Origin of the sequence: Plantibacter sp. MCCC 1A11337 (assembly GCF_013349365.1) — a bacterium.
Lineage (GTDB): Bacteria > Actinomycetota > Actinomycetes > Actinomycetales > Microbacteriaceae > Plantibacter > Plantibacter flavus_A.
Genome location: NZ_JABJWX010000003.1, coordinates 211,163 through 232,380 on the forward strand (window position 1 = coordinate 211,163; position 21,218 = coordinate 232,380).

Consider the following 21,218-nt stretch of genomic DNA (forward strand, 5'->3'; position numbering starts at 1 on the left):
CGACGGGGCGTCAGCCGGCGAGGTCGACCGGTCCGCCCCGGTCGTCGAGCATGCCGGTCATGAGCTCGATCTCCGCCTGCTGGCTCGCGATCACCGCGCGCGTGAAAGCCAGCGCGGTCGCGTTCGTGGTCCGCAGCTGCAACGCCTCGGCCATCTCGACCGCGCCGCGGTGATGGGCGATCATCAGGGTCAGGAACACCCGCTCGGCCTGGACCCCGGACGCCGCCGTCAGCTGGTCGATCTGGGCGGGTGTGGCGAGGCCCGGCATCGGATCGCCCGGGGTGTGGGTGGACCCGGGGGTCGCCGAGTCGCCGCCGTGCGCATGGCCGCTCGCACCCGAGAGCGTGGGGAGCGTCATCCACGTCATGTCCGGCTGCCGTGAGCCCTGCGGCAGGTTCCACTGGACGAGCCAGTCGTACAACTGCCCGGACTGCTGCGCCTGGGTGGTCGCGATGTCGTACGCGAGGGTGCGCACGTCGACCGCGGCCGTCCGGTCGCGAATGAGCATGGCGAGTTCCACGCCCTGGTTGTGGTGCACCTGCATGTCGCGCGAGAAGCCCGCCTCGGCGCTCGTCGTGGTGGGTGTCGGGTCGGCGAGCGTGCTGAGCCGACCGACCGAGAAGCCGATCGCCGCGGCGACCATGATCGCGACGACGGCCATCGCGGCGATGACGACGCGGGTCCGGCTGGAGCCGTCGGGGGAGCCCTGCGCCTCCCAGGCGGCGAGTTCCTCGTCGGTCACACCGCCGTCGGCCGGTTCACCGGTCGCCGGGGCGTCGTGGGTGCTCGCCGGGGTCAACGGATCAGACCTTGCCGGGACCGTCGATCGCGCCCGTGCAGGCCGCGCCGGGCTCCGGGACGTTGTTGCTCTTCCAGAACTCCTCGAAGAAGTCGGCGATGCGCGCGTCGCTCGCGTTGTTGACCTGCAGCTGGGAGTTCCAGCCGCTCAGCACGATCGGCGAGGGGAGGTCGGACTTCGGCGACAGGATGACGTACGTGGTGGGGAGCAACTCCTTGAGCTTCGTGAGCTCCGCGTCGCTGAGGGACGGGTCGTAGGTGACCCAGATCGCACCGTGCTCGAGGGAGTGGACCGCGTTCTCGTTGGTCTGCTCCTCGGTGTAGACGCCGCAGTTCAGCCAGTACTGGTTGTGCGGACCACCTGCCGGCGGGTTCTGCGGGTAGTCGACCGTGCCCTCGACGTGCTCCGAAGTGTTCTGGAACAGTTGTACGCCCGCGATGTCCTGGCCAGTGCCGGTGCCGCCGCCGGGGTAGCTGGCGTTCTTGGGCAGGGTGAGGACGACACTCGTGATGAGGACGGCGATGACGGCCACGCCGCCGACGACAGCGGCCCAGATCCCGATGCGGCGGTTGCGGTTCTTCCGCTTCTGCGCCTGCTTGAACGCCGCGACCTTGGCCTGACGCTGGGCTTCGCGCTCCTGCTTCACGCTCTGCTGCTTGACGGCGGGCGGGACGGGGGTGTTCTTGGGGCGATCTGCTGCAGGGGTCACGGGGGCCTCTCGAAAAGTTGTATGCGTAACTATCGAACCAGATGTACTTCCGGGGGCCGTTCCGGCGCCTGGCGATGCGCAGTCGATTCTCAGCCTCATCCAAGCAGACGGCGGATGAAACCGAGAGTTAGCCTCATCTAACAAATGTAGCTCGGTGTTGCTAACATGGCCGACGTGACCACCGACCTCGCTGCTCCGGCGACCCGCGCGCCCCGCGGACCGCGGCTCCTGTTCCTGCTCGGACCCGCCTTCGTGGCGGCGATCGCCTACGTCGATCCCGGGAACGTCGCGGCGAACCTCACGGCGGGAGCCCAGTACGGCTACCTGCTGGTGTGGGTGCTCGTCGCCGCGAACGCGATGGCCGTGCTCGTCCAGTACCTCTCCGCCAAGCTCGGCCTCGTCACCGGGCAGAGCCTGCCCGAGTTGCTCGGCTCGCGACTGCGAACCGGGCCGCGTCGGCTCTACTGGGTGCAGGCGGAGCTCGTCGCCGCCGCGACCGACCTCGCCGAGGTGATCGGCGGTGCCGTGGCGCTCCACCTGCTGTTCGGCATCCCGCTCGTGCTCGGCGGCGTCATCGTCGGGGTCTTCTCGATCGTGCTCCTCGCCGTGCAGAACTGGTACGGCCAGCGGCACTTCGAGTTCGCGATCCTGACGCTCCTCGCCGTCATCGCCGTCGGCTTCCTCGCCGGCCTGTTCGTCAGTCCCGTCGACTGGGGTGCCGCGGCCGGAGGCCTCGTGCCGCGGTTCGAGGGCACGGCGACGGTCCTGCTCGCCGCGAGCATGCTCGGCGCGACGGTCATGCCGCACGCGATCTACCTCCACTCCTCGCTCAGCCGGGACCGGCACGGCGTCCAGACGAGTGACGGTGCCATCCGTCGGCTCATCGTGGCGACCCGCTGGGACGTCGCGGCGGCACTCGTCCTCGCCGGAGCGGTGAACATCGCGATGCTGCTGCTCGCGGCCGCATCGCTCGGCGGTGTCGACGGGACGGACTCGATCGAGGGCGCGCACGCGGCGATCACCGCCGCGCTCGGGCCTGTCATCGGCGTGATCTTCGCCATCGGCCTGCTCGCCTCCGGGCTCGCCTCGACCTCGGTGGGCGCCTACGCGGGGGCGGCGATCATGGGCGGGCTCCTCAAGGTGCGCATCCCGTTGCTCGCCCGACGGGTGATCACCCTCATCCCGGCGCTCGCCATCCTGGCGGCGGGCATCGACCCGACCACCGCGCTCGTGCTGAGCCAGGTGTTCCTCAGCCTCGGCATCCCCTTCGCGCTCATCCCGCTCGTGCGCTACACGGGCGACCGGCGGATCATGGGTGTCCATGTCGACCAGCTCGCCACCCGGGTGTTCGCCTGGGTCGTGGTCGCACTCATCGTCTCGCTGAACGTCGCGCTCATCGTACTGACCTTCTTCGGGTGATCCGCCCGGCGGTTCATCCGCCCGAAGACGGGCGAACGAGCGCTCATCCGCCCGAAGACGGGCGAGTGGAGCTGCCGGCGATCAGGCGACGACCGTCACCCAGACGGCATCGGCGGCGAGGCGGCCGAGCGTGAGGCGCGTGCCGGTCGCGGTGAGCCGGAGTTCGAGTTCGCCCGCGAACGCACGGTGGTCGTCGACGCTCAGTTCGGTGTCGAGGACGATGCCGAGGCTGCTCAGGTGTCGGAGGGTCTCCGGGTCGGCGTCCGAGATGCGGCACACCGTCAACGGGCTGTCGGACGGAGCCTCGTTCAACCGGACCGCGTCCGGGCGGTGCGGGGTGCCGTCGGCGGAGGGGATCGGGTCGCCGTGCGGATCGCGGATCGGGTGGCCGAGCGCGGCGTCGATGCGCTCGATCATCGTGTCGCTCGCCGCGTGTTCGAGGATCTCCGCCTCGTCGTGGACCTCGTCCCAGCCGTAGCCGAGCATCTCGACGAGGAAGGTCTCGATGAGTCGGTGCCGCCGCACCATCGCGACCGCGTGCGCCTGCCCGGCGGGGGTGAGCTCGATGCTGCCGTAGGGCTCGTGCACGACGAGTCCCTGGGCGGCGAGTCGCTTCACGGCGTCGGAGGCGGTCGCGGGACGGACACCCATGCGATCCGCGAGCAGCTTGACGGTGGCCGACTCGTCGGCCCACTCGGAGGTCGTCCAGATCGTCTTGAGGTAGTCCTGGGAGACGGCGGAGAGGCCGGAGACGGTCATGCCTCCAGTCTAGGGAGCGCGGTGCGCGTCCATCATGCGTCCTTCGGCAGGCCACCGGGTGTTCACGCCCGCCTGGCAGAATGGGCACCGGCACCCCCGAACGGGGCACCCGACTGCTACGGTCGAGTCCTCGCACCCGCGAACACCGATCCATCCGACGAGAAGGGCCACGTGATGTCCCAGGCGCTGCGCACCTCGACCGCACGGCTCGGATCCGGCGCGCGTGCCACGCTCGAACTCGTCGCCGCCGCCATGGCGGGCGAAGGCCACCTGGAGGCACCAGGGGCGGACGGGACACCCCGTCGTCGCCCGGTCGAGCTCGTGTTGCGCCGGCTCCCGGCGCTCCTCGCGGTGCTGCTGCTCGCCGCGGTCGTGCTCACGGTCATCGGTGTCCTCATGGTGCTGACCCTCGCCGCCCGGCTGGTGGTCTCGGCTGTCTCGGCACTCGGTCCGCGGCAGCGACTCGTCGCGATCCACTGACGCCGGATCGGCCCCGTCATCCGGCTGCGTTCCCTGCACTCGCCGGGTAGGGTGGTCTGCATGCGTCTCCGCCTGTCGTGTTCCTGCTGTCCCCGCTGAACCGTCCCTGCCGGGATGCCGCCTCAGCCGCCCCAGCCATCCGGTGACGCACGCGAGAGTCGTGCGGTGACGCACCACAGGAACAGATTGCAGACATGAACTACGCAGACTCCGTCCTCGATCTCATCGGGAACACGCCCCTCGTCAAGCTCAACCGGGTCACCGAGGGCATCGCGGCCACCGTGCTCGTCAAGGTGGAGTACCTCAACCCGGGCGGCTCCTCGAAGGACCGCATCGCCACGCGCATCATCGACGCCGCCGAGGCGTCGGGCGACCTCAAGCCGGGCGGCACGATCGTCGAGCCCACCTCCGGCAACACCGGCGTCGGCCTCGCCCTCGTCGCCCAGCAGCGCGGGTACCGCTGCGTGTTCGTCCTGCCCGACAAGGTCGGCGAGGACAAGCGGAACGTGCTCACCGCCTACGGTGCGGAGATCGTCGTGACGCCGACCTCGGTCGCTCCCGACAGCCCCGACTCCTACTACAGCGTGTCCGACCGCCTCACCGCCGAGATCCCTGGGGCGTTCAAGCCCAACCAGTACGCGAACCCGAACGGGCCGCGCAGCCACTACGAGTCGACCGGCCCCGAGATCTGGCGCGACACCGAGGGTGAGATCACCCACTTCGTCGCGGGCGTCGGCACCGGAGGCACCATCTCCGGGACGGGCAAGTACCTCAAGGAGGTCTCCGAGGGCGGCGTGCGCATCATCGGTGCGGACCCGGAGGGCTCGGTCTACTCCGGCGGCACCGGTCGCCCGTACCTCGTCGAGGGCGTCGGCGAGGACTTCTGGCCGACCGCCTACGACCCCTCCATCCCCGACGAGATCATCGCCGTCACCGACGCCGAGTCGTTCGCGATGACGCGTCGCCTCGCCCGCGAGGAGGGACTGCTCGTGGGCGGCTCCAGCGGCATGGCGGTCCAGGCCGCCCTCGTCGCGGCGCGCGACCTCCCGGCGTCGGCCGTGGTCGTCGTCCTCCTGCCCGACGGCGGGCGTGGCTACCTCGGCAAGATCTTCAACGACTCGTGGCTGCAGTCCTACGGCTTCAGCGAGGTCGCCGACGACCGCACCGTGGGCGACATCCTCCGCGGCAAGGGCTCGGAGATGCCGGACCTCGTGCACGTGCACCCGAGCGACACCGTCCGCGACGTCGTCGACATCATGACCGAGTACGGCGTCTCCCAGCTCCCGGTGCTGAGCGCCGAGCCGCCCGTGGTGATGGGCGAGGTCGTCGGTGCGATCGACGAGGCGAGCCTCATGGACGCCGTCTTCAGCGGCGCGGCCAAGATGAACGACGCCGCGAGCGCGTTCGTCGGCGACCCGCTGCCGCTCATCGGCCTCGGTGAGTCCATCCCGGCGGCGCGCGCGGCGCTCGGTTCCGCCCCGGCGTTCCTCGTCACCGACGGCGGCAAGCCGATCGGCGTCATCACGCGGCACGACCTCCTCACCTACCTGGCGGGTTGAGCGTGGGCGGCATGCAGGTCGTGTGGGTGGAGTCGGGGCGATGTCCCGACCACGCCCGACCCCGGTGACCGGGCCAGTCCGACCGGTCGCCCACCCGACACCTCCCCGAATCCTGAACCGAAAGAGTCACCCATGAGCAAGCACGACCACGGCTTCGCCACCCGCAGCATCCACGCCGGACAGGAGTTCGACCCCACCACCGGGGCGATCATCCCGCCGATCTACCAGACGTCGACCTTCGTCCAGGACGGCGTGGGTGGGCTCCGCGGCGGCTACGAGTACAGCCGCTCCGCCAACCCGACCCGCACGGCGCTCGAGACGCAGCTCGCCGCCCTCGAAGGCGCGAAGCACGGCTTCTCCTTCGCCTCCGGCCTCGCCGCCGAGGACGCGCTCATCCGCACGGCGCTCCGCCCCGGCGACCACATCGTCATCGGCAACGACGTCTACGGCGGCACCTACCGGCTGATCAACCGGGTGCACGGCGCCTGGGGGATCGAGCACACGGTCGTGGACCTCGGCGACCTCGCGGCCGTCGAGGCGGCGATCATCCCGGGCCGCACGAAGCTGCTGTGGGTGGAGACGCCGAGCAACCCGCTCATGAAGATCAGCGACATCGCGGCCCTCGCGGCCCTCGCGCACCGCCACGAGGTGCTCTCCGTGGTGGACAACACCTTCGCCTCGCCGGCGTTGCAGCAGCCGCTCTCGCTCGGGGCCGACATCGTCGTGCACTCGACGACCAAGTACCTCGGCGGACACTCCGACGTCCTCGGTGGCGCCATCATCATGAACGACGACGAGCTCGCCGAGCAGCTCGGCTTCGTCCAGTTCGCCGCCGGCGCGGTCTCGGCCCCGCTCGACGCGTGGCTCACGACGCGTGGCATCAAGACCCTCGCGGTGCGCATGCGTCAGCACAGCGCGAACGCGCAGGCGATCGCGGAGTTCCTCGACGGCCACGCCGCTGTCGAGCGCGTCTACTACCCGGGCCTCGAGAGCCACCCCGGTCACGAGCTCGCCGCCCGCCAGATGTCCGGCTTCGGCGGCATGCTGTCGCTCGCGCTCGTCGGTGGCCCGGCTGCAGCCACGCGCCTGGTCGAGAAGACGAAGCTGTTCGCGCTCGCCGAGTCGCTCGGCGGCGTCGAGTCGCTCATCGGCCTGCCGGCGCAGATGACGCACGCCTCGGTGAAGGGCACGGAGCTGGCTGTCCCCGAGAACGTCGTCCGGCTGTCGGTCGGCATCGAGGACGTCGCCGACCTCATCGCCGACCTCGACCGCGCGCTCGCGAAGGTCCTGAAGGCGAGCGCCAAGCACTAGCGGCCCGTTCCGGCCCGTTCGCAATTCAGGAGGCCTGCGGCGCGTCCTGCGCCGAACCCGTCGATCGGCGACGGCGCGCCGGGCGCGTCCTGAATGGTGAACGGGCAGGGGTTCGTCAGCGCTTGACCTCAAGTCACGTTGAGGTTCTAGGCTCGGACTCGTGACCACAGCGACGACCCCCGAGCCCGCGACCGGAGCCGACCCGACGCCCCGCGACCGCGGGATCTTCAGCCGCCGGTTCGTCCTCGTCACCATCGGTGCGTGCGCGCTCGTGTTCCTCGGCGCCTTCGAGTCCCTCGCCGTCACGACGATCATGCCGCTCGTGAGTGGCGAGCTCGGCGGTGAGCAGCTCTACGCGCTCGCCTTCGCCGGCCCGCTCGCCGTCAGTGTCATCGGCATGGTCGCCGCGGGCTCGGTCGCCGACCGCCTCGGTCCGGTCCAGCCGCTGCTCGCCTCCGTCGTCCTGTTCCTCGTCGGACTCCTCCTGGCCGGAACCGCGACCACCATGTGGGCCGTCGTCGCCGGACGCCTCGTCCAGAGCCTCGGTTCGGGAGCGATGACCGTCGCCCTGTACGTCCTCGTCGCCCGCATCTACCCACCGGCCCTGCACCCGCGGATCTTCGCCGGGTTCGCGGCCGCCTGGGTCGTCCCCTCCCTGATCGGGCCGTTCCTCGCCGGCGTGGTCGCCGAGCGGTTCAGCTGGCACTGGGTCTTCCTCGGCGTGGTCGGGCTCGTGGTCGTGGCGACGCTCCTCCTCCTGCCGGCGCTCCGGATGCTGCGCGCATCCGCAACCGAACGCGCCGAGCGGCAGGCCGCCGAGCTGCAGTCGGCGGAGGACGGTGGCGAGGCGGCCGCCGTCGCGCGGACGGGCGCGGAGCTGCGTCGGCTCGGGTGGGCGGTGCTCGTCGCGGCCGCGGTCCTCGCGGTCAACCTCTCGACGGAGTTCTCGGGATGGACCGCGTGGGCGCTGCCGATCGTCGGCGCGGTCGTCGCGATCCTCGCCCTCCGACCACTCATCCCGCTCGGCACGCTCACCGCACGCCGAGGGCTCCCGACGGTCATCCTCGTGCGCGGACTGACCTCCGCCGCGTTCTTCGGCGCCGAGGTGTACGTGCCCTACCTGCTGACCCGCGAGCACGGGCTCACGCCGGCGCTCGCCGGACTCGCGCTCACCGGTGGGGCGATCGCGTGGTCGCTGTCGTCCTGGTTGCAGGGGCGCCTCGGGGACCGGCTGTCGAATGCGAACGCCGTGCAGATCGGGTCGTCACTCGTCACGGTCGCCGTCGCGATCGCCCTGTCCGCCGCCCTCGTCGGCCTGCCGCCGGTGGTACCGATCGTCGCCTGGGTGGTGAGCGGTGGCGGGATGGGCCTCATGTTCCCGCGACTCAGCGTGATGACGCTCGCCTACTCCGACGAGCGCTCGCAGGGGTTCAACAGCGCGGCGATGTCGATCGGCGACGCGATCGGCGGTGCCCTCGCGCTCGCGGCGACCGGACTGGCGTTCACCGCGCTCGACGGCTCGGGGGCGTTCGCCGGGCTGAGCTGGATCGCTCCCGGCGGGGTCGCGTTCGCCGGGTGCTTCGCGATCGCGCTGATCGCCGGTGTCGCGGCGGTCGTCGTCGCGCGTCGGGTGAGCCGACCAGCGGAGCCAGGCGCGACCGGGTGAGCCGAGACACCGTCGCCTGGGTAGTGCTGCGGTGCGTGGGGGGTAGCGTCGCCCACGCATCGCTGCAGTGTCCAGGCGGCGTCGCGAGACGCGGGGACAGGCGTGTTGGGTATCGTTGATGACGATATGCCGGAACGCCGGGCGTCGGTGGCAGGTGCACCGAGGGGGCCTCGTGCGGATGAGGAGGATCGTGCAGGACCCGATGACCGCCTCCGCGGAACGGCCCGTTCGGCGGCCGCCGGTCTGGCCGCATCTCGTCGCACTCGTCATCGTCGCGGCGACGCTGGTCGTCGGCCTGGTGGTGTATCCGTCTGCTCCTGATCCCATGCCCGTGCACGTCGACGCCGCGCTCCGGCCGGACGCCTGGGCGGACAAGCGTCTCGACGGGTTCCTGCTCCCGGTCATCATCGGGGCCGCGGTCGTGGCGATCTTCTGGATCGTCGCCGCCTGCCTGCCGCTCGCCGGAACGACCCGATCGGACGACGGCCCCCACCCACCGGCCACCACATCCTCGTGGTCGACGCAACTGTCGCCTCGTCCGGAGGTGACGGCTGCCACGCTGGACGCCACCGTGCGACTGTTGGGGAATCTGACGGTCGCGACCGCCGCGCTCATCGCCGTCGTCGCACTCGTCACCTGGCTCGGCGTGCCCGCGTGGATGGCGCCCTGGCTGCTCCCGGTGCTGATGGCGGCGTTCTTCGGCTCGCTCGCCGTCTCGTGCCTTCGGGTGTTCCGGGCGCAGCGCCGTCCCGTTTGACGGCTCCCGCGTGCGTGAGGGGTGCCGAAGCCGCGTACCCTTGATGCGTACGTCTCGGCTCGTCCCCCCAGTGACCCGCTCCTCGTGTCTCGGAGCCGGACTGCAGAAGGACTCTCTTGAGCGACGAATGCAAACACGGTTTCGACAACGGCCTCTGCGCGACCTGCTTCCCGCCGCCGCCCCGCGAGGTGCCGGTCGCTGAACCACCCGCTCCCAAGGTCCGTCGGTCGACGGTCGCTCCCTCGCTCCGTGAGCCGGCGCCGACCCGCGTGCGGACCGCGGCCACCGCGAAGACGGTGACGAAGGCGGCGGCCGCGCTGCCCGTCGTGCGCGTCGGCGAGCAGCGGCTGTACCACGTCACCCACATCCGCAACCTCGAGCGCATCCTCGAGACCGGCAGCATCCTGCCGGTGGCGTCACCGGCGCTCCCCGACGGGCCGGTCGTCGACATCGCCGCCGCGAGCCACCGCGAAGCGAGACGCACGATGGTCCTCGCCGGCACCGACGACCTCACGCCGGCCGACTTCGTCCCGTTCTTCCTGACCCCGGACGCCGACCTCTGGGCGGGCATCCGCGCGGGTGAGCACGACGTCCGTCTGTCCGCCGAGGCGCTCGCGTCATCGGTCAACGACTACGTGGTCCTCGTCACCACCATCGACGGTGCTGCCGTGCACCCGGGCGAGTTCGACGCCGACACCGGTCGACCCTCCCGGGCACGCGTCGTGGTCGCCGACGGTGACGCGTCCCACGTGCTCACGAGCATCGGCGCCAACGCGATGACCGCCGACCGCATGGTGCAGCGCTTCGCGACCGACGAGGACCCCGCGGCCCTCCGACGCGCCGAGGTGCTCGTCGCCGACGCCGTCCCGTTCGACCGCGTCACCGTGATCGGCGTCGCGACGGTCAACGTCCGCGAGCACGTCAAGCGACTCGTCGCCGGCGCCGGCCACCGCACCAAGGTCGCCGCCTACACCCCCTGGTTCCAGGAGCACGTCGCCGACTAGGCGAAGCCTCACCGCGTTCACAATTCAGGACGCACCCGGCGAGCCGACCCCACCTCCACACCGGTTGCGGGCGGCTCGCCGTGGCGTTCCTGAATTGCGAACAGGACAGGACCGGACGGGTCAGGTGCGCGGCGGGGTGCTCTCGCGGAGGAGGACCGTCGCGCCGACGGGCTCCGTCGTCGAGCTGTCCGTCGCCGGGTCCAACGCCAGCCGCACCGCGTGCTCGCCGACCGCCTCGAGCGGCACGGCGACCGTGGTGAGCGCCGGGGTGACGTCGCGGGACGTCGCGATGTCGTCGTACCCGGCGACCGCGAGGTCCTCGGGAAGTCGGAGTCCGGCCGCGCGGAACGCCGACATCGCGCCGATCGCCATCACGTCGTTGACGGCGAAGACCAGGTCGACGTCGTCGAGTCCCAGCTGCAGGAGCTCGGCCGCCCCCTGGCGCCCGCCGTCGCGGGTGAACTCTGCCCGGACGATCCTCGACGGGTGGATCGCGATGCCGTGTTCGGCCAGTCCCTCGGCGAACCCGCTCACGCGCTCCCGGGAGGTGAGCAGGCGATCGTCGCCGGCGATGACGGCGAAGCGGCGGTACCCGGCACCGACGAGCTCCCGGGCGAGCTCGCGGGCACCGGTCGCGTTGCCGAGCTGCACCGTGGCGAACGGGAGCGTCCGCTGCGAGACGAGGACGACGCGTCCGCCCGTGGACTCGTAGGCCGCGAGCTCATCCGACAGCCGGTGCTCCGAAGCGACCCCGTCCCAGCGACTACCCGTCAGGATGATGGCGCGTGGCCGTTGTCCGCGGAGCACCCGCACGAGTTCGAGTTCGCGCTCGTGGTCGCGGTGCGTGACGGCCATGGTCGTGGCGATGCGTTGCTCGTCGGCCGCGCGGATCGCACCGGCCGCGATGGACGAGAAGTACGGGTCGGCGATGTCGCTGACGAGCAGTGAGATCGTCGACGACAGGCCCTTCGCGACCGCCTGAGCCGACAGGTTCGGCGTGTAGTTCAGCCGGAGCGCGGCGTCGAGGACCCGCCGACGGAACGTCTCGTTGACCGTCCGGGTGCTCCCGTTGAGCGCGCGCGACGCGGTGGCGAGGGAGACCCCCGCCTCACGGGCGACGTCGTGCAGCGTCGGTGGGACCGGCGTCGACCGGTGCTCGTCGACCGACATGGCGCTCCTTCATACTGGCGGCTGCTGAGACACACTCTGCCACAGGGCGGCCGCGGCGATCAGGGGTGGTGGATCGCGTCGTCGTCGTGGTCGAGGTGCGGGACGACCGTCGCCTGGAACGCGTCGACGGTGCGATCGACCACCTGCTGGAACGGGCTGTCCCAGATGTCCTGGTTGAAGAGCTCGACCTCGATGTCACCCGTGTACCCCGCCGCCTCGACGGCACGGGTGAGCGAGCCGAAGTCGACGACGCCGTCGCCCGGATAGTGCCGGGAGAGGAGGACGTCCGCGGCGAGCGGTGTCGCCCAGTCGCACGCCTGGTAGCTGGAGATCCGACCGGTCGCACCAGCGCGGGCGATCTGCTCGAGCACCTGCGGGTCCCACCAGATGTGGAAGGTGTCGACGACCACCCCGACGGCCTCCGGAGCGAACTGCTCGGCGATGTCGAGGGCCTGACCGAGGGTCGAGACGACCGCGCGGTCCGAGGCGTACATCGGATGCAACGGCTCGATGGCCAGCTGCACGCCGGACTCGAGGGCGTGGTCGGTGAGCTCACCGATCGCGTCGCGGACGAGTTCGCGGGCGCCGAGGAGGTCGCGGGACCCGGCCGGGAGGCCGCCGACCACGAGGACGAGGGCCGGAGCGCCGAGGGCGGCGGCCTCGTCGATCGCGGTCCGGTTGTCGTCGATCGACGTCCGGCGGTCCGGACCCTCGGGCATGGTGAAGAAGCCACCACGGCACAGGCTCGAGACGCGCAGCCCGCTGTCCGTGAGCAGGCTCGCCGAGGCTGCGACGCCGTACGCCTGCACCGGCTCACGCCAGGCGCCGAAGCTCGTGACACCGGCTGCGGTGACGGCCGCGACCGCCTCCGGGAGGGTGGCGTACTTGATCGTGGCCTGGTTGACCGAGAGTCGCGGGTGCGGGGTGGTGCTGCCGCCCGCCGGTCCCTGACCCTGTCCCGCCGGTCCCTGAGCTTGTCCCGCCGGTCCCTGAGCTTGTCGAAGGGCGGTGGTGCTCATCGGGTTCCTCCCGCAGCGGTCAGCGTGCCGACGACACCGGCCGTGCGCAGCAGGCCCGTCCAGCGCTCGGCGGCGAGTTCCGGGTGTTCGAGCGCGCCGGCCGCGTCGGCGAGGCGCACGATCTCCGACAGGTGCGGCAGGCTCCGGGCTGCGTGCAGGCCGCCGACCATCGAGAACGTCGGCTGGTGACCGTTCAACCAACTGAGGAAGGCGATACCCGTCTTGTAGTAGTAGGTTGGCGCGGCGAAGATCTGGCGCGACAGGGCCTCGGTCGGTCGGAGGATCCGCTCGTAGGCGGCCGGGTCGCCGGCGTCGAGCGCCTGGATCGCGGCGGAGGCGGCCGGGGCGATCGCGGTGAACGCCCCGAGCAGCGCGTCGGAGTGTCCGACGGCGTCACCGGCGATGAGGTCGACGTAGTTGAAGTCGTCACCGGTGAACATCGTCGTGCCGGCCGGAAGACGACGCCGGACGGCGATCTCCGCATCGGCGTCGAGAAGACTCATCTTGACTCCGGCGACGTGGTCGACGTGGTCGGTCATGATGCGCAGCAGGGTGTCCGAGGCTTCGGCGACGTCGCTGGAGCCGAAGTAGCCCTCGAGGCTCGGGTCGAACGCCGTGCCGAGCCAGTGCAGGACCACGGGCGCCTGCGCCGCCGACAGGACCCGGTCGTAGACGCGACGGTAGTCGTCGGCGGACTGCGCGGCCCTCGCAAGGTGTCGGCTGGCCATGATCACGGTCCCGGCGCCCGCGTCCTCCGCGAACGCGAGTTGTCCGAGGTAGGCGTCGGCGACCGTGTCGAGTGAGACGGTCTCGTCGCTGAGGTGGTCGGTGTTGACACCGACGACGAGCGCACCGCCGACGGCGGCGGCCTCCGCGGCGCTCCGGGTGATCAGCTCGCGCGTGGCGGTGGTGTCGAGTCCCATGTTCCGCTGGGCGGTGTCCATGGCGTCCGCCACGCCGAGGCCGTACGACCACACGTGGTGGCGGTAGGCGAGCGTCGCGTCCCAGTCGAGCTCGGCCGGCGCACCCGGCACGTTCTCCGCCCAAGGCTTCGGGACGACGTGCGCGGCGGCGTAGGCGGTGCGGCTCGTCAGGGGAGTGGTCGGGCGCTCGGCCACGACGGGCTCGCGGAGCTCCAGCGCGGTTACCGTGCCGTCGGTCGAGAGCAGCGGGACGGACGTCATCGTGCGACCGAGGCCTCGAGCGATGCCAGCTCCTCGTCCGCGCCGGCGGTGTCGCTCGTGCCTCCGAGCGTCACCTCGGGCAGGTCGAGGCGGCGGCCGGTGCGCGAGCTCTCGAGGCCGAGCTCGGCGAGCAGGACGCCCCGCGCACCGGCGAGCAGGTCGTACTCGTAGGGGCCGTCCTCGACGACGTGGCGGAGGAACTCCTCCCACTGCGTCTTGAACCCGTTCTCGAACACGTCGTTCGTCGGCACGTCCTGCCAGTCGCCCGCGTAGTCGTGGTCGTCGGCGAGGTCGGGATTCCACACCGGCTTCGGGGTGACGTTCCGCGGCTGCACCTTGCAGCCGAAGAGGCCCGCCACCGCGGAACCATGCGTGCCGTCGACCTGGAACTGCACGAGCTCGTCGCGGTCGACGCGGACCGTCCAGCTGGAGTTGAGCTGGGCGATCACGCCGCCTTCGAGCTCGAAGACCCCGTAGGCGGCGTCGTCGGCGGTGGCCGCGTAGGCCTCGCCCCGCTCGTCGAAGCGCTCGGGGATGTGCGTCGTGGCCTTCGCGTACACGGACTCGACCCGACCGAAGAGGTTCTCGAGCACGTAGCTCCAGTGCGGGAACATGTCGACGACGATGCCGCCGCCGTCCTCGGCCCGGTAGTTCCAGCTCGGGCGCTGCGCCGGCTGCCAGTCGCCCTCGAACACCCAGTAGCCGAACTCGCCACGGACGGAGAGGATCCGGCCGAAGAAGCCCGAGTCGATGAGGCGCTTGAGCTTGCGCAGCCCCGGCAGGTAGAGCTTGTCGTGCACGACGCCGTTCTTCACGCCCGCCTCGGCGGCGAGACGCGCGAGTTCCAACGCCTCCTCGAAGGACTCCGCCGTCGGCTTCTCCGTGTAGATGGTCTTGCCGGCCGCGATCGCCTTGCGCAGCGCTGTCGCGCGGGCCTTCGTGACGAGGAAGTCGGCGTAGACGTCCCAGCGGGGGTCGGCGAGGACCGCGTCGAGGTCGGTCGAGGTGTGCTCGATGCCGTGGCGCGTGGCGAGCTCGTCCAGGGTCGCCTGGTTGCGGCCGACGAGGATCAACTCGATCTGGCGGCGCGTGCCGTCGGACAGCTGCACGCCGCCCTGCTCCTGGATGGCCAGCAGCGACCGCACGAGGTGCTGCCGGTAGCCCATGCGCCCGGTGGCGCCGTTGACGATGATCCCGATGGTCTGCTCTGACACGGTGGCTCTTCCTCTGGTTCGTGTTCCGGTCCCGGCGGCCGCGGCTCGTCCGGAAAGCGTTTACCGGGTCACTGTAGAACGGCGTGCGGGGCCAAGGCAAGGGTTCGAACCGATTCGGTCACAGGTGATCACGGATCGAACACGGATGCGGATTGAATCGTTGCATCGTCCGATGAGGCCGTGATAGAACTTGATGCAGCTCAGCCGGGAAACGCTTTCCGGGAAGTCATCAACGACGATCGACAAGGAGGTCCGACGTGGTCCGTGCAACTCCAGGAGCGCCCAGGACGACACTCGCGAGGGGTGTTCGGTGAGCGCGCTCGGCGAGCTCCGCAAGCTCAGCGCCGGCAAACGCCCCCAGACGGCGGCCGAGAAGGCCTTCATCAAGAAGGACAACCGCCGCGACAACAAGGCCGCCTACCTGTTCCTCCTCCCGTGGCTCATCGGACTCGCCGTCATCACCGTCGGCCCGATGGTCGCCTCGCTCGCGCTGTCCTTCACGAAGTACAACCTCCTGCAGGCGCCGAAGTTCATCGGCGTCGACAACTTCATCCGCATGATGGGCGACGAGCGGCTCCACAATTCGCTCGGCGTCACCTTCGTGTACGTCTTCGTCTCGGTGCCGCTCCAGCTCGCCGCGGCACTGGCACTGGCCGCCCTGCTCGACCGCGGTCTCCGTGGCCTCGCGATCTACCGGTCCGTGTACTACCTGCCGTCGCTCCTCGGCTCCTCCGTCGCCATCGCGGTGCTGTGGAAGCAGGTGTTCGGCGGCGAAGGCCTCGTGAACCAGTTCATCGCGATCTTCGGGATCGAGGGGCGCAGCTGGATCGCCGACCCGTCGACCGCCCTCTCGACCCTCATCACGCTCAACGTGTGGACCTTCGGCGCACCGATGGTGATCTTCCTCGCCGGTCTCCGCCAGATCCCCGTCATGTACCACGAGGCGGCGCAGATGGACGGCGCGACGAAGTGGCAGCGCTTCACCAAGATCACCCTGCCGCTGCTCACCCCGATCATCTTCTTCAACCTCGTGCTGCAGATCATCCACGCGTTCCAGGCCTTCACGCAGGCCTTCATCGTGTCGGGCGGAACGGGCGGCCCGGCCGACTCGACGCTGTTCTACACGCTGTACCTCTACAACCGCGGCTTCTCGAACTTCGACATGGGCTACGCCTCGGCCATGGCCTGGTTCCTGCTCCTCATCATCGGAGTCTTCACCGCGATCAACTTCTGGGCCTCGAAATACTGGGTGAACTACGATGACTGACACGCTGACCACACGGTCCATCACGACGGACAGCAAGAACCGCAGTCGCGAGGCCAAGGAGGCCGAACGCCAGTACCGCCGCGCTCGGGGCTGGTCGCCCTGGAAGTCGGTCCTGAAGCACATCGGCCTGATCCTCGTCGGCTTCATCATGCTCTACCCGGTGATCTGGCTCGTCGTCTCCTCGCTCCGCCCGACGGAGGAGATCTTCCGGAACCCCGGCATCGTCCTCGACAGCTTCGAGGTGAGCAACTACAGCGAGGGCTGGAACACCCTCTCGGAGCCGTTCCACGTCTTCCTGCTGAACTCCGTGCTCATCGTCCTCGGCTGCATCGTCGGCAACCTCGTGTCCTGCTCGATGGCCGCCTACGCCTTCGCCCGGCTGAAGTTCAGCGGTAAGCGCTGGTGGTTCGCGGCGATGCTCATGACGCTCATGCTGCCGATCCACGTCATCATCGTGCCGCAGTACATCATGTTCTCCCAGCTCGGCTTCGTGAACACGTACCTGCCGCTGATCCTGCCGAAGATCCTCGCGACCGACGCGTTCTTCGTCTTCCTCATGGTGCAGTTCATCCGCGGCATCCCGAAGGAACTCGATGAGGCGGCCCGCATCGACGGCTGCGGCCACCCCCGCATCTTCGGGGTCATCATCCTGCCGCTCATGGTGCCGGCGCTCGCGACGACCGCCATCTTCACCTTCATCTGGACCTGGAACGACTTCTTCAGTCAGCTCCTGTACCTGACGAAACCGGAGATGTACACGGTGCCGCTCGCACTCCGGGCGTTCATGGACGCACAATCGTCCACCTCGTGGGGGCCGATGTTCGCCATGAGTGTCGTCTCGCTCCTGCCGATCTTCCTCGTCTTCCTGTTCGGTCAGCGGTTCCTCTTGAAGGGCATCGCGACGACCGGCGGCAAGTGAGGCACGACCCACCGACCAGCACCACCGCAGCACCCGCACCAGACCACCAGCACCAGACCCAGCACCACCGGATCCAGCAGCTCCGGATCCGGATCGATCGATTCGAAAGGGAACAGCATGAGCATCAGCAAGCACGGCAGAGCCGCCGGCTTCATCGCGACGGGAGCCGTCGCCGCCCTCCTCCTCGCCGGCTGCAGCGCCGGAGGCGACGCCGCCACCGAACTGTCCGACGAGCCCGTCACCCTCCGCTTCACCTGGTGGGGCAACGACGCCCGCACGGCGGCCACCCAGGAGGTCATCGCGGCCTTCGAGAAGGAACACCCGAACATCACCATCGAGCCGCAGTTCACGGACTGGGCCGGCTACTGGGACAAGCTCGCCACCGAGACGGCGGCGAACGACACCCCCGACATCATCCAGATGGACGAGAAGTACATCGCCACCTACGGCGACCGCGGCGCGCTCCTCGACCTCAACACCGTGACCGACCACCTCGACCTCGGAGACTTCCCCAAGGAGACGCTGACGTCCGGCACGGTCAACGATTCGCTCTACGGCATCCCCTCGGGGATCACGAGCTATTCCATCGTCGTGAACCCGAACCTCCTCGCCGCGGCCGGCATCGAGATGCCCGACGACGAGACCTGGACCTGGGACGACTTCACCGCGCTGAGCGAGCAGGTCTCGGCAGCCGGTGGCGGATCGGTCTACGGCTTCCAGCCCTTCGGCTTCGAGGACGGAGGCCTGAACAACTGGGCCCGTCAGCACGGCGACGAGCTGTACAACGACAAGGGCGAGGTGTCCATCAAGCCGGAGACGCTCGCCTCCTGGTGGACGTACCTGCTCGAGCTCGTGAACGACGGTGCGACGCCGCCGGCGTCCGCGATCGTCGAGAAGCAGGCCGGTGGGCTCGCCGAATCCTTCACCGCGACCAACGCCGCGGCGTTCGCCCCCTGGTGGAACAGCCAGCTGACGGCTCTGACCGAGGCGAGCGGTTCGCCGCTCGAACTCCTCCGGATCCCGACCGTCGACGGTGGGGCCGACGAGTCGGCGTACTACAAGCCGTCGATGTACTGGTCGGCGTCCGCCCGGACCGAGCACCCCGCCGAGGCGGCGCTGTTCATCGACTTCCTCGCCAACAGCGAGACCGCGGCCGACTCGCTCCTCACCGAGCGCGGCGTCCCGGCCAACACGAAGATCCGCGAGTACATCACGCCGAAGCTGGCGGAGACCGACCAGGCGGTCGTCGAGTTCCTCGACGGGCTCGCCGACGACATCGGTGAGCCGCCGACCGTCACGCCCGCCGGTGGCAGCGCGATCGAGGCGCTCGTGAAGCAGTACACCGAGCAGGTCCTCTTCGGGAAGAACACGCCCGACCAGGCCGCCGAGGGGTTCATCAAGGACCTCAAGGCCGCGGTCGCAGCCGGCTGACCCGGCCACAGCCCCTCGACCGGCTCGGAGAACGACATCCGTTCCCCGAGCCGGTCGACCGGCAGCTCCACCACCGCTTCATCCGAGGGGATCCCGTGACGACCGACCACCGCACCCGCCCGACCGGTCTCGCGCTGACGCACGAGGTCGGTTCGGCCGTCGTCGTGCACCTCGACGGGATCGACATCCTGCGGTACACCTACCGTCCGGACACGGTCCAGCGCGAGTCGCCGAAGCCGTACCTCCACCCGGTGCGCACGGCAGGTGGCGCGCTCGTGACGCTGGCCAGACCGCACGACCACGTCTGGCACACCGGGATCGCGTGGGCACTCCCGCACGTCGGCGACGACAACTTCTGGGGCGGCCCGACCTTCACCGGGACCGCCTACGAACAACTCGCGAACAACGGCCGCTCCGAGCACGTCGCGCTCACGGACGTCCGTGCCGACCCCGGCGAGGTGCGATTCGCGCACACCCTCGCCTGGATCACGGAGGACGGTCGGCACGTCGTCGACGAGGAACGCGCGCTCACGGTGCGACCGGCCGCCGGGGACTGGATGCTGACCTTCGAGACCCGGATGCGCAACGTCTCCGGCCGGGACCTGTCGATCGGGTCGCCCACGACGAAGGGTCGGGAGAACGCCGGCTACGGCGGGCTCTTCTGGCGCGGCCCACGATCCTTCACCGGCGGTACCCTCCACACCCCCGACGGGAGCGGCGGCGAGGAGCTGCGCGGCACCCGCCACGCGTGGATGGGGTTCACCGGCCTCCACGACGGAACGTCCGCGGCGTCGAGCATCGTCATCATCGACGACGTCCGGAACCCCGCGCACCCGCCGCAGTGGTTCGCGCGCACCGAGGAGTTCGCCGGACTCTGCCCGGCCCCCTTCTTCAGCGAGGAGCTGCCGTTCGGAGCCGACGAGACCCTCGAGTTCCGCTACGCCGTCGTCGTCGCCGACGGTGCAGCCGGTGACGGCCGGGCTGTGGCGCTCGCCGCATCCGGTCGCGACGCACTCGAACGCTCGCGTTCGGGCCGTCCCGATCACCACGACAGCGCGTCCATCGCAACGCCCGCCGCACCGACCCGGAAGGACCCACGCGCATGACCACGACCCGCGAACGCTACGCCCTCATCGGCACCGGACACCGCTCGCAGATGTACCTCGACGCCATCGTCGGCCCGCACGCCGACGTCGCCGAGCTCGTCGCCTGGAGCGACAGCAACCCCGGCCGGCTCGACCACTACGAGGGGGTCCTCGCCGAGCAGGGTGTCCCACTGCCGGCTCGATACGGCCCTGACGACGTCGAGCGGATGATCGCCGAGCAGCGCGTCGACCGGGTCATCGTGACGACCCCCGACTTCACGCACGCCGAGATCGTCTCGCGCGCGCTCCTCGCCGGTGCCGACGTCGTCGTCGAGAAGCCGCTCACCATCGACCGCGAGGGCGTCGAGCGCATCGCGGCGGCCGTCGCCGAGAGCGGCCGGAATGTCGTCACGACCTTCAACTACCGCTACAGCCCGCGGAACTCGGAGCTGCGCCGCGTCGTGCAGGACGGTGGGATCGGACGGGTGACGGGCGTGCACTTCGAGTGGGTGCTCGACACCGTGCACGGCGCCGACTACTTCCGCCGCTGGCACCGTGAGAAGGAGCATTCCGGCGGGCTCCTCATCCACAAGGCGTCGCACCACTTCGACCTCGTCAACTGGTGGATCGGGGCTCGGCCGGCCTCCGTCTACGCCACCGGCGGCCTCCGCTTCTACGGCGATGCCAACGCGGCCGAACGCGGGCTCGCTGCGCGTCCGGGACGTGGATCGGTACCGGACGACGCCGAGGCGGCGGCTCGCGATCGCCCGAACGACCCGTTCGCCCTCGACCTGCGTGACGACCCGCGGCTCGAGTCGCTCTACCTGCGGGCCGAGCAGCACGACGGATACCTGCGCGACCGCGACGTCTTCTCGCCCGGGATCGACATCGAGGACAACCTGTCCGTCCTCGTCGAGTACGACGGGGGCGCCTCGCTCAGCTACTCCCTGAACGCCCACGCGCCGTGGGAGGGGTACCGCGTCTCCATCAACGGGACGGAGGGCAGGGTCGAGCTCGAGGTCGTGGAGCGCGCCGCCGTGCTCGTGGGGGCCGATGGGCGCGTCGTCCTCGACCCGAGCCTGAGCGGCGACGACGAGACCGCGGACGGCGCCGCGTCCGTCGCGCCGGTGCGTTCGCGCGGAGAACGCCTCGTGCTGCAACGCCACTGGGAGGAGGCCCGCGAGATCGAGATCCCCGAGGGCGTCGGCGGACACGGCGGCGGCGACGCGTTCCTGCTACGGCACCTGTTCGACCGCGTCACCGAGGACGAACTGGGACGGCCCGCCGGCTACGACGACGGCGTGCGGGCGATCTCCGTCGGCATCGCCGGGAACGAGTCGCTGCTGACCGGGCGTCCGGTCGCGACGATCGCGCCGTGAGCTGCGGCCCGGAGGCCGGCACCGGCGCCGACTCGGACGTCGGGTCGATCCCGGCCGCCGAGCCGGTGACCGGGCCCGCCCTGACCA

The 21,218-nt window shown here is 70.3% G+C and carries 19 protein-coding genes; 12 read left to right on the top strand and 7 right to left on the bottom strand.

Annotation, left to right across the window (positions count from 1 at the left end; genetic code table 11):
• Window positions 1-10: 10 nt before the first annotated feature.
• On the bottom strand, window positions 11-799 hold the full coding sequence (locus HOW07_RS12840) for a DUF305 domain-containing protein (protein ID WP_175117363.1): 789 nt from the start codon (window positions 797-799) through the stop codon (window positions 11-13).
• 4 nt (window positions 800-803) lie between these two features.
• The gene (locus HOW07_RS12845; protein ID WP_071258792.1) at window positions 804-1,508 is read right to left on the bottom strand and encodes a DUF3105 domain-containing protein; all 705 of its coding nucleotides are present in this window, start codon (window positions 1,506-1,508) and stop codon (window positions 804-806) included.
• A 165-nt stretch (window positions 1,509-1,673) separates the two neighbouring features.
• Between HOW07_RS12845 and HOW07_RS12850 the strand changes: the two genes are divergently transcribed.
• Entirely contained in the window at window positions 1,674-2,927 is a 1,254-nt protein-coding gene (locus HOW07_RS12850; RefSeq protein ID WP_175117364.1) for an Nramp family divalent metal transporter, read from the top strand.
• Window positions 2,928-3,008: 81 nt separating this feature from the next.
• On the opposite strand, the gene HOW07_RS12855 is transcribed toward HOW07_RS12850, so the two are convergent.
• Window positions 3,009-3,686: a metal-dependent transcriptional regulator gene (locus tag HOW07_RS12855; RefSeq protein ID WP_064295704.1), complete on the bottom strand. Its 678-nt coding sequence runs from the start codon at window positions 3,684-3,686 to the stop codon at window positions 3,009-3,011.
• Between the two features lie 171 nt (window positions 3,687-3,857).
• Here HOW07_RS12855 and HOW07_RS12860 point away from each other — a divergent pair, with 171 nt between their 5' ends.
• The 6 genes from HOW07_RS12860 to HOW07_RS12885 all read left to right on the top strand — a co-directional run bounded on the left by HOW07_RS12860 (window position 3,858) and on the right by HOW07_RS12885 (window position 10,463).
• Window positions 3,858-4,166, top strand: coding sequence for a hypothetical protein (locus HOW07_RS12860; protein WP_175117365.1), 309 nt, complete (start codon window positions 3,858-3,860; stop codon window positions 4,164-4,166).
• Between the two features lie 194 nt (window positions 4,167-4,360).
• Window positions 4,361-5,725 carry a cystathionine beta-synthase gene (locus HOW07_RS12865; RefSeq protein ID WP_064295706.1) on the top strand — a complete coding sequence of 455 codons (1,365 nt, stop codon included), beginning with the start codon at window positions 4,361-4,363 and terminating at the stop codon, window positions 5,723-5,725.
• A gap of 132 nt (window positions 5,726-5,857) precedes the next feature.
• A complete protein-coding gene (locus HOW07_RS12870; protein WP_071258797.1) occupies window positions 5,858-7,036 on the top strand; it encodes a cystathionine gamma-synthase in 1,179 nt (392 codons plus the stop codon).
• Between the two features lie 160 nt (window positions 7,037-7,196).
• Window positions 7,197-8,702 carry an MFS transporter gene (locus HOW07_RS12875; RefSeq protein WP_175117366.1) on the top strand — a complete coding sequence of 502 codons (1,506 nt, stop codon included), beginning with the start codon at window positions 7,197-7,199 and terminating at the stop codon, window positions 8,700-8,702.
• A gap of 190 nt (window positions 8,703-8,892) precedes the next feature.
• Window positions 8,893-9,459, top strand: a complete 567-nt coding sequence (locus HOW07_RS12880) for a DUF1648 domain-containing protein (RefSeq protein WP_175117367.1) — start codon at window positions 8,893-8,895, stop codon at window positions 9,457-9,459.
• Between the two features lie 116 nt (window positions 9,460-9,575).
• Window positions 9,576-10,463: a DarT ssDNA thymidine ADP-ribosyltransferase family protein gene (locus HOW07_RS12885; RefSeq protein WP_121289110.1), complete on the top strand. Its 888-nt coding sequence runs from the start codon at window positions 9,576-9,578 to the stop codon at window positions 10,461-10,463.
• Window positions 10,464-10,583: 120 nt separating this feature from the next.
• Here HOW07_RS12885 and HOW07_RS12890 read toward each other — a convergent pair whose 3' ends face one another.
• From HOW07_RS12890 to HOW07_RS12905, 4 genes are read right to left on the bottom strand one after another with little or no spacing between them, the layout of a single operon-like run.
• Window positions 10,584-11,633, bottom strand: coding sequence for a LacI family DNA-binding transcriptional regulator (locus HOW07_RS12890; protein WP_121289112.1), 1,050 nt, complete (start codon window positions 11,631-11,633; stop codon window positions 10,584-10,586).
• A gap of 59 nt (window positions 11,634-11,692) precedes the next feature.
• Window positions 11,693-12,652, bottom strand: coding sequence for a sugar phosphate isomerase/epimerase (locus tag HOW07_RS12895; RefSeq protein WP_175117368.1), 960 nt, complete (start codon window positions 12,650-12,652; stop codon window positions 11,693-11,695).
• Window positions 12,649-13,836 carry a dihydrodipicolinate synthase family protein gene (locus HOW07_RS12900; RefSeq protein WP_175117369.1) on the bottom strand — a complete coding sequence of 396 codons (1,188 nt, stop codon included), beginning with the start codon at window positions 13,834-13,836 and terminating at the stop codon, window positions 12,649-12,651. The genes HOW07_RS12895 and HOW07_RS12900 overlap by 4 nt, the downstream gene beginning before the upstream one ends.
• Entirely contained in the window at window positions 13,833-15,002 is a 1,170-nt protein-coding gene (locus HOW07_RS12905) for a Gfo/Idh/MocA family protein (RefSeq protein WP_121289142.1), read from the bottom strand. Before HOW07_RS12905 ends, HOW07_RS12900 begins: the two co-directional genes overlap by 4 nt.
• A gap of 358 nt (window positions 15,003-15,360) precedes the next feature.
• On the opposite strand from HOW07_RS12905, the gene HOW07_RS12910 reads away from it, so the two are divergent.
• The 5 genes from HOW07_RS12910 to HOW07_RS12930 all read left to right on the top strand — a co-directional run bounded on the left by HOW07_RS12910 (window position 15,361) and on the right by HOW07_RS12930 (window position 21,131).
• The gene (locus tag HOW07_RS12910) at window positions 15,361-16,317 is read left to right on the top strand and encodes a carbohydrate ABC transporter permease (protein ID WP_064295713.1); all 957 of its coding nucleotides are present in this window, start codon (window positions 15,361-15,363) and stop codon (window positions 16,315-16,317) included.
• Window positions 16,310-17,236 (top strand): carbohydrate ABC transporter permease, encoded by a 927-nt coding sequence (locus HOW07_RS12915; RefSeq protein ID WP_079003233.1) that lies wholly within the window; start codon window positions 16,310-16,312, stop codon window positions 17,234-17,236. Before HOW07_RS12910 ends, HOW07_RS12915 begins: the two co-directional genes overlap by 8 nt.
• Before the next feature lie 117 nt (window positions 17,237-17,353).
• Window positions 17,354-18,667 (top strand): ABC transporter substrate-binding protein, encoded by a 1,314-nt coding sequence (locus tag HOW07_RS12920; RefSeq protein ID WP_083397120.1) that lies wholly within the window; start codon window positions 17,354-17,356, stop codon window positions 18,665-18,667.
• A gap of 95 nt (window positions 18,668-18,762) precedes the next feature.
• On the top strand, window positions 18,763-19,773 hold the full coding sequence (locus HOW07_RS12925) for a PmoA family protein (protein ID WP_175117370.1): 1,011 nt from the start codon (window positions 18,763-18,765) through the stop codon (window positions 19,771-19,773).
• Window positions 19,770-21,131 (top strand): Gfo/Idh/MocA family protein, encoded by a 1,362-nt coding sequence (locus HOW07_RS12930; RefSeq protein WP_175117371.1) that lies wholly within the window; start codon window positions 19,770-19,772, stop codon window positions 21,129-21,131. The genes HOW07_RS12925 and HOW07_RS12930 overlap by 4 nt, the downstream gene beginning before the upstream one ends.
• Window positions 21,132-21,218: the final 87 nt, after the last annotated feature.

What these genes read in the sequence shown, in the direction of transcription:
- HOW07_RS12900 (WP_175117369.1), bottom strand. Translation starts at nt 13,836, where the DNA reads ATGACGTCCGTCCCGCTGCTCTCGACCGACGGCACGGTAACCGCGCTG.
- HOW07_RS12890 (WP_121289112.1), bottom strand. Translation starts at nt 11,633, where the DNA reads ATGTCGGTCGACGAGCACCGGTCGACGCCGGTCCCACCGACGCTGCAC.
- HOW07_RS12865 (WP_064295706.1), top strand. Translation starts at nt 4,361, where the DNA reads ATGAACTACGCAGACTCCGTCCTCGATCTCATCGGGAACACGCCCCTC.
- HOW07_RS12905 (WP_121289142.1), bottom strand. Translation starts at nt 15,002, where the DNA reads ATGGGCTACCGGCAGCACCTCGTGCGGTCGCTGCTGGCCATCCAGGAG.
- HOW07_RS12855 (WP_064295704.1), bottom strand. Translation starts at nt 3,686, where the DNA reads ATGACCGTCTCCGGCCTCTCCGCCGTCTCCCAGGACTACCTCAAGACG.
- HOW07_RS12920 (WP_083397120.1), top strand. Translation starts at nt 17,354, where the DNA reads ATGAGCATCAGCAAGCACGGCAGAGCCGCCGGCTTCATCGCGACGGGA.
- HOW07_RS12930 (WP_175117371.1), top strand. Translation starts at nt 19,770, where the DNA reads ATGACCACGACCCGCGAACGCTACGCCCTCATCGGCACCGGACACCGC.
- HOW07_RS12870 (WP_071258797.1), top strand. Translation starts at nt 5,858, where the DNA reads ATGAGCAAGCACGACCACGGCTTCGCCACCCGCAGCATCCACGCCGGA.
- HOW07_RS12895 (WP_175117368.1), bottom strand. Translation starts at nt 12,652, where the DNA reads ATGAGCACCACCGCCCTTCGACAAGCTCAGGGACCGGCGGGACAAGCT.
- HOW07_RS12915 (WP_079003233.1), top strand. Translation starts at nt 16,310, where the DNA reads ATGACTGACACGCTGACCACACGGTCCATCACGACGGACAGCAAGAAC.
- HOW07_RS12850 (WP_175117364.1), top strand. Translation starts at nt 1,674, where the DNA reads ATGGCCGACGTGACCACCGACCTCGCTGCTCCGGCGACCCGCGCGCCC.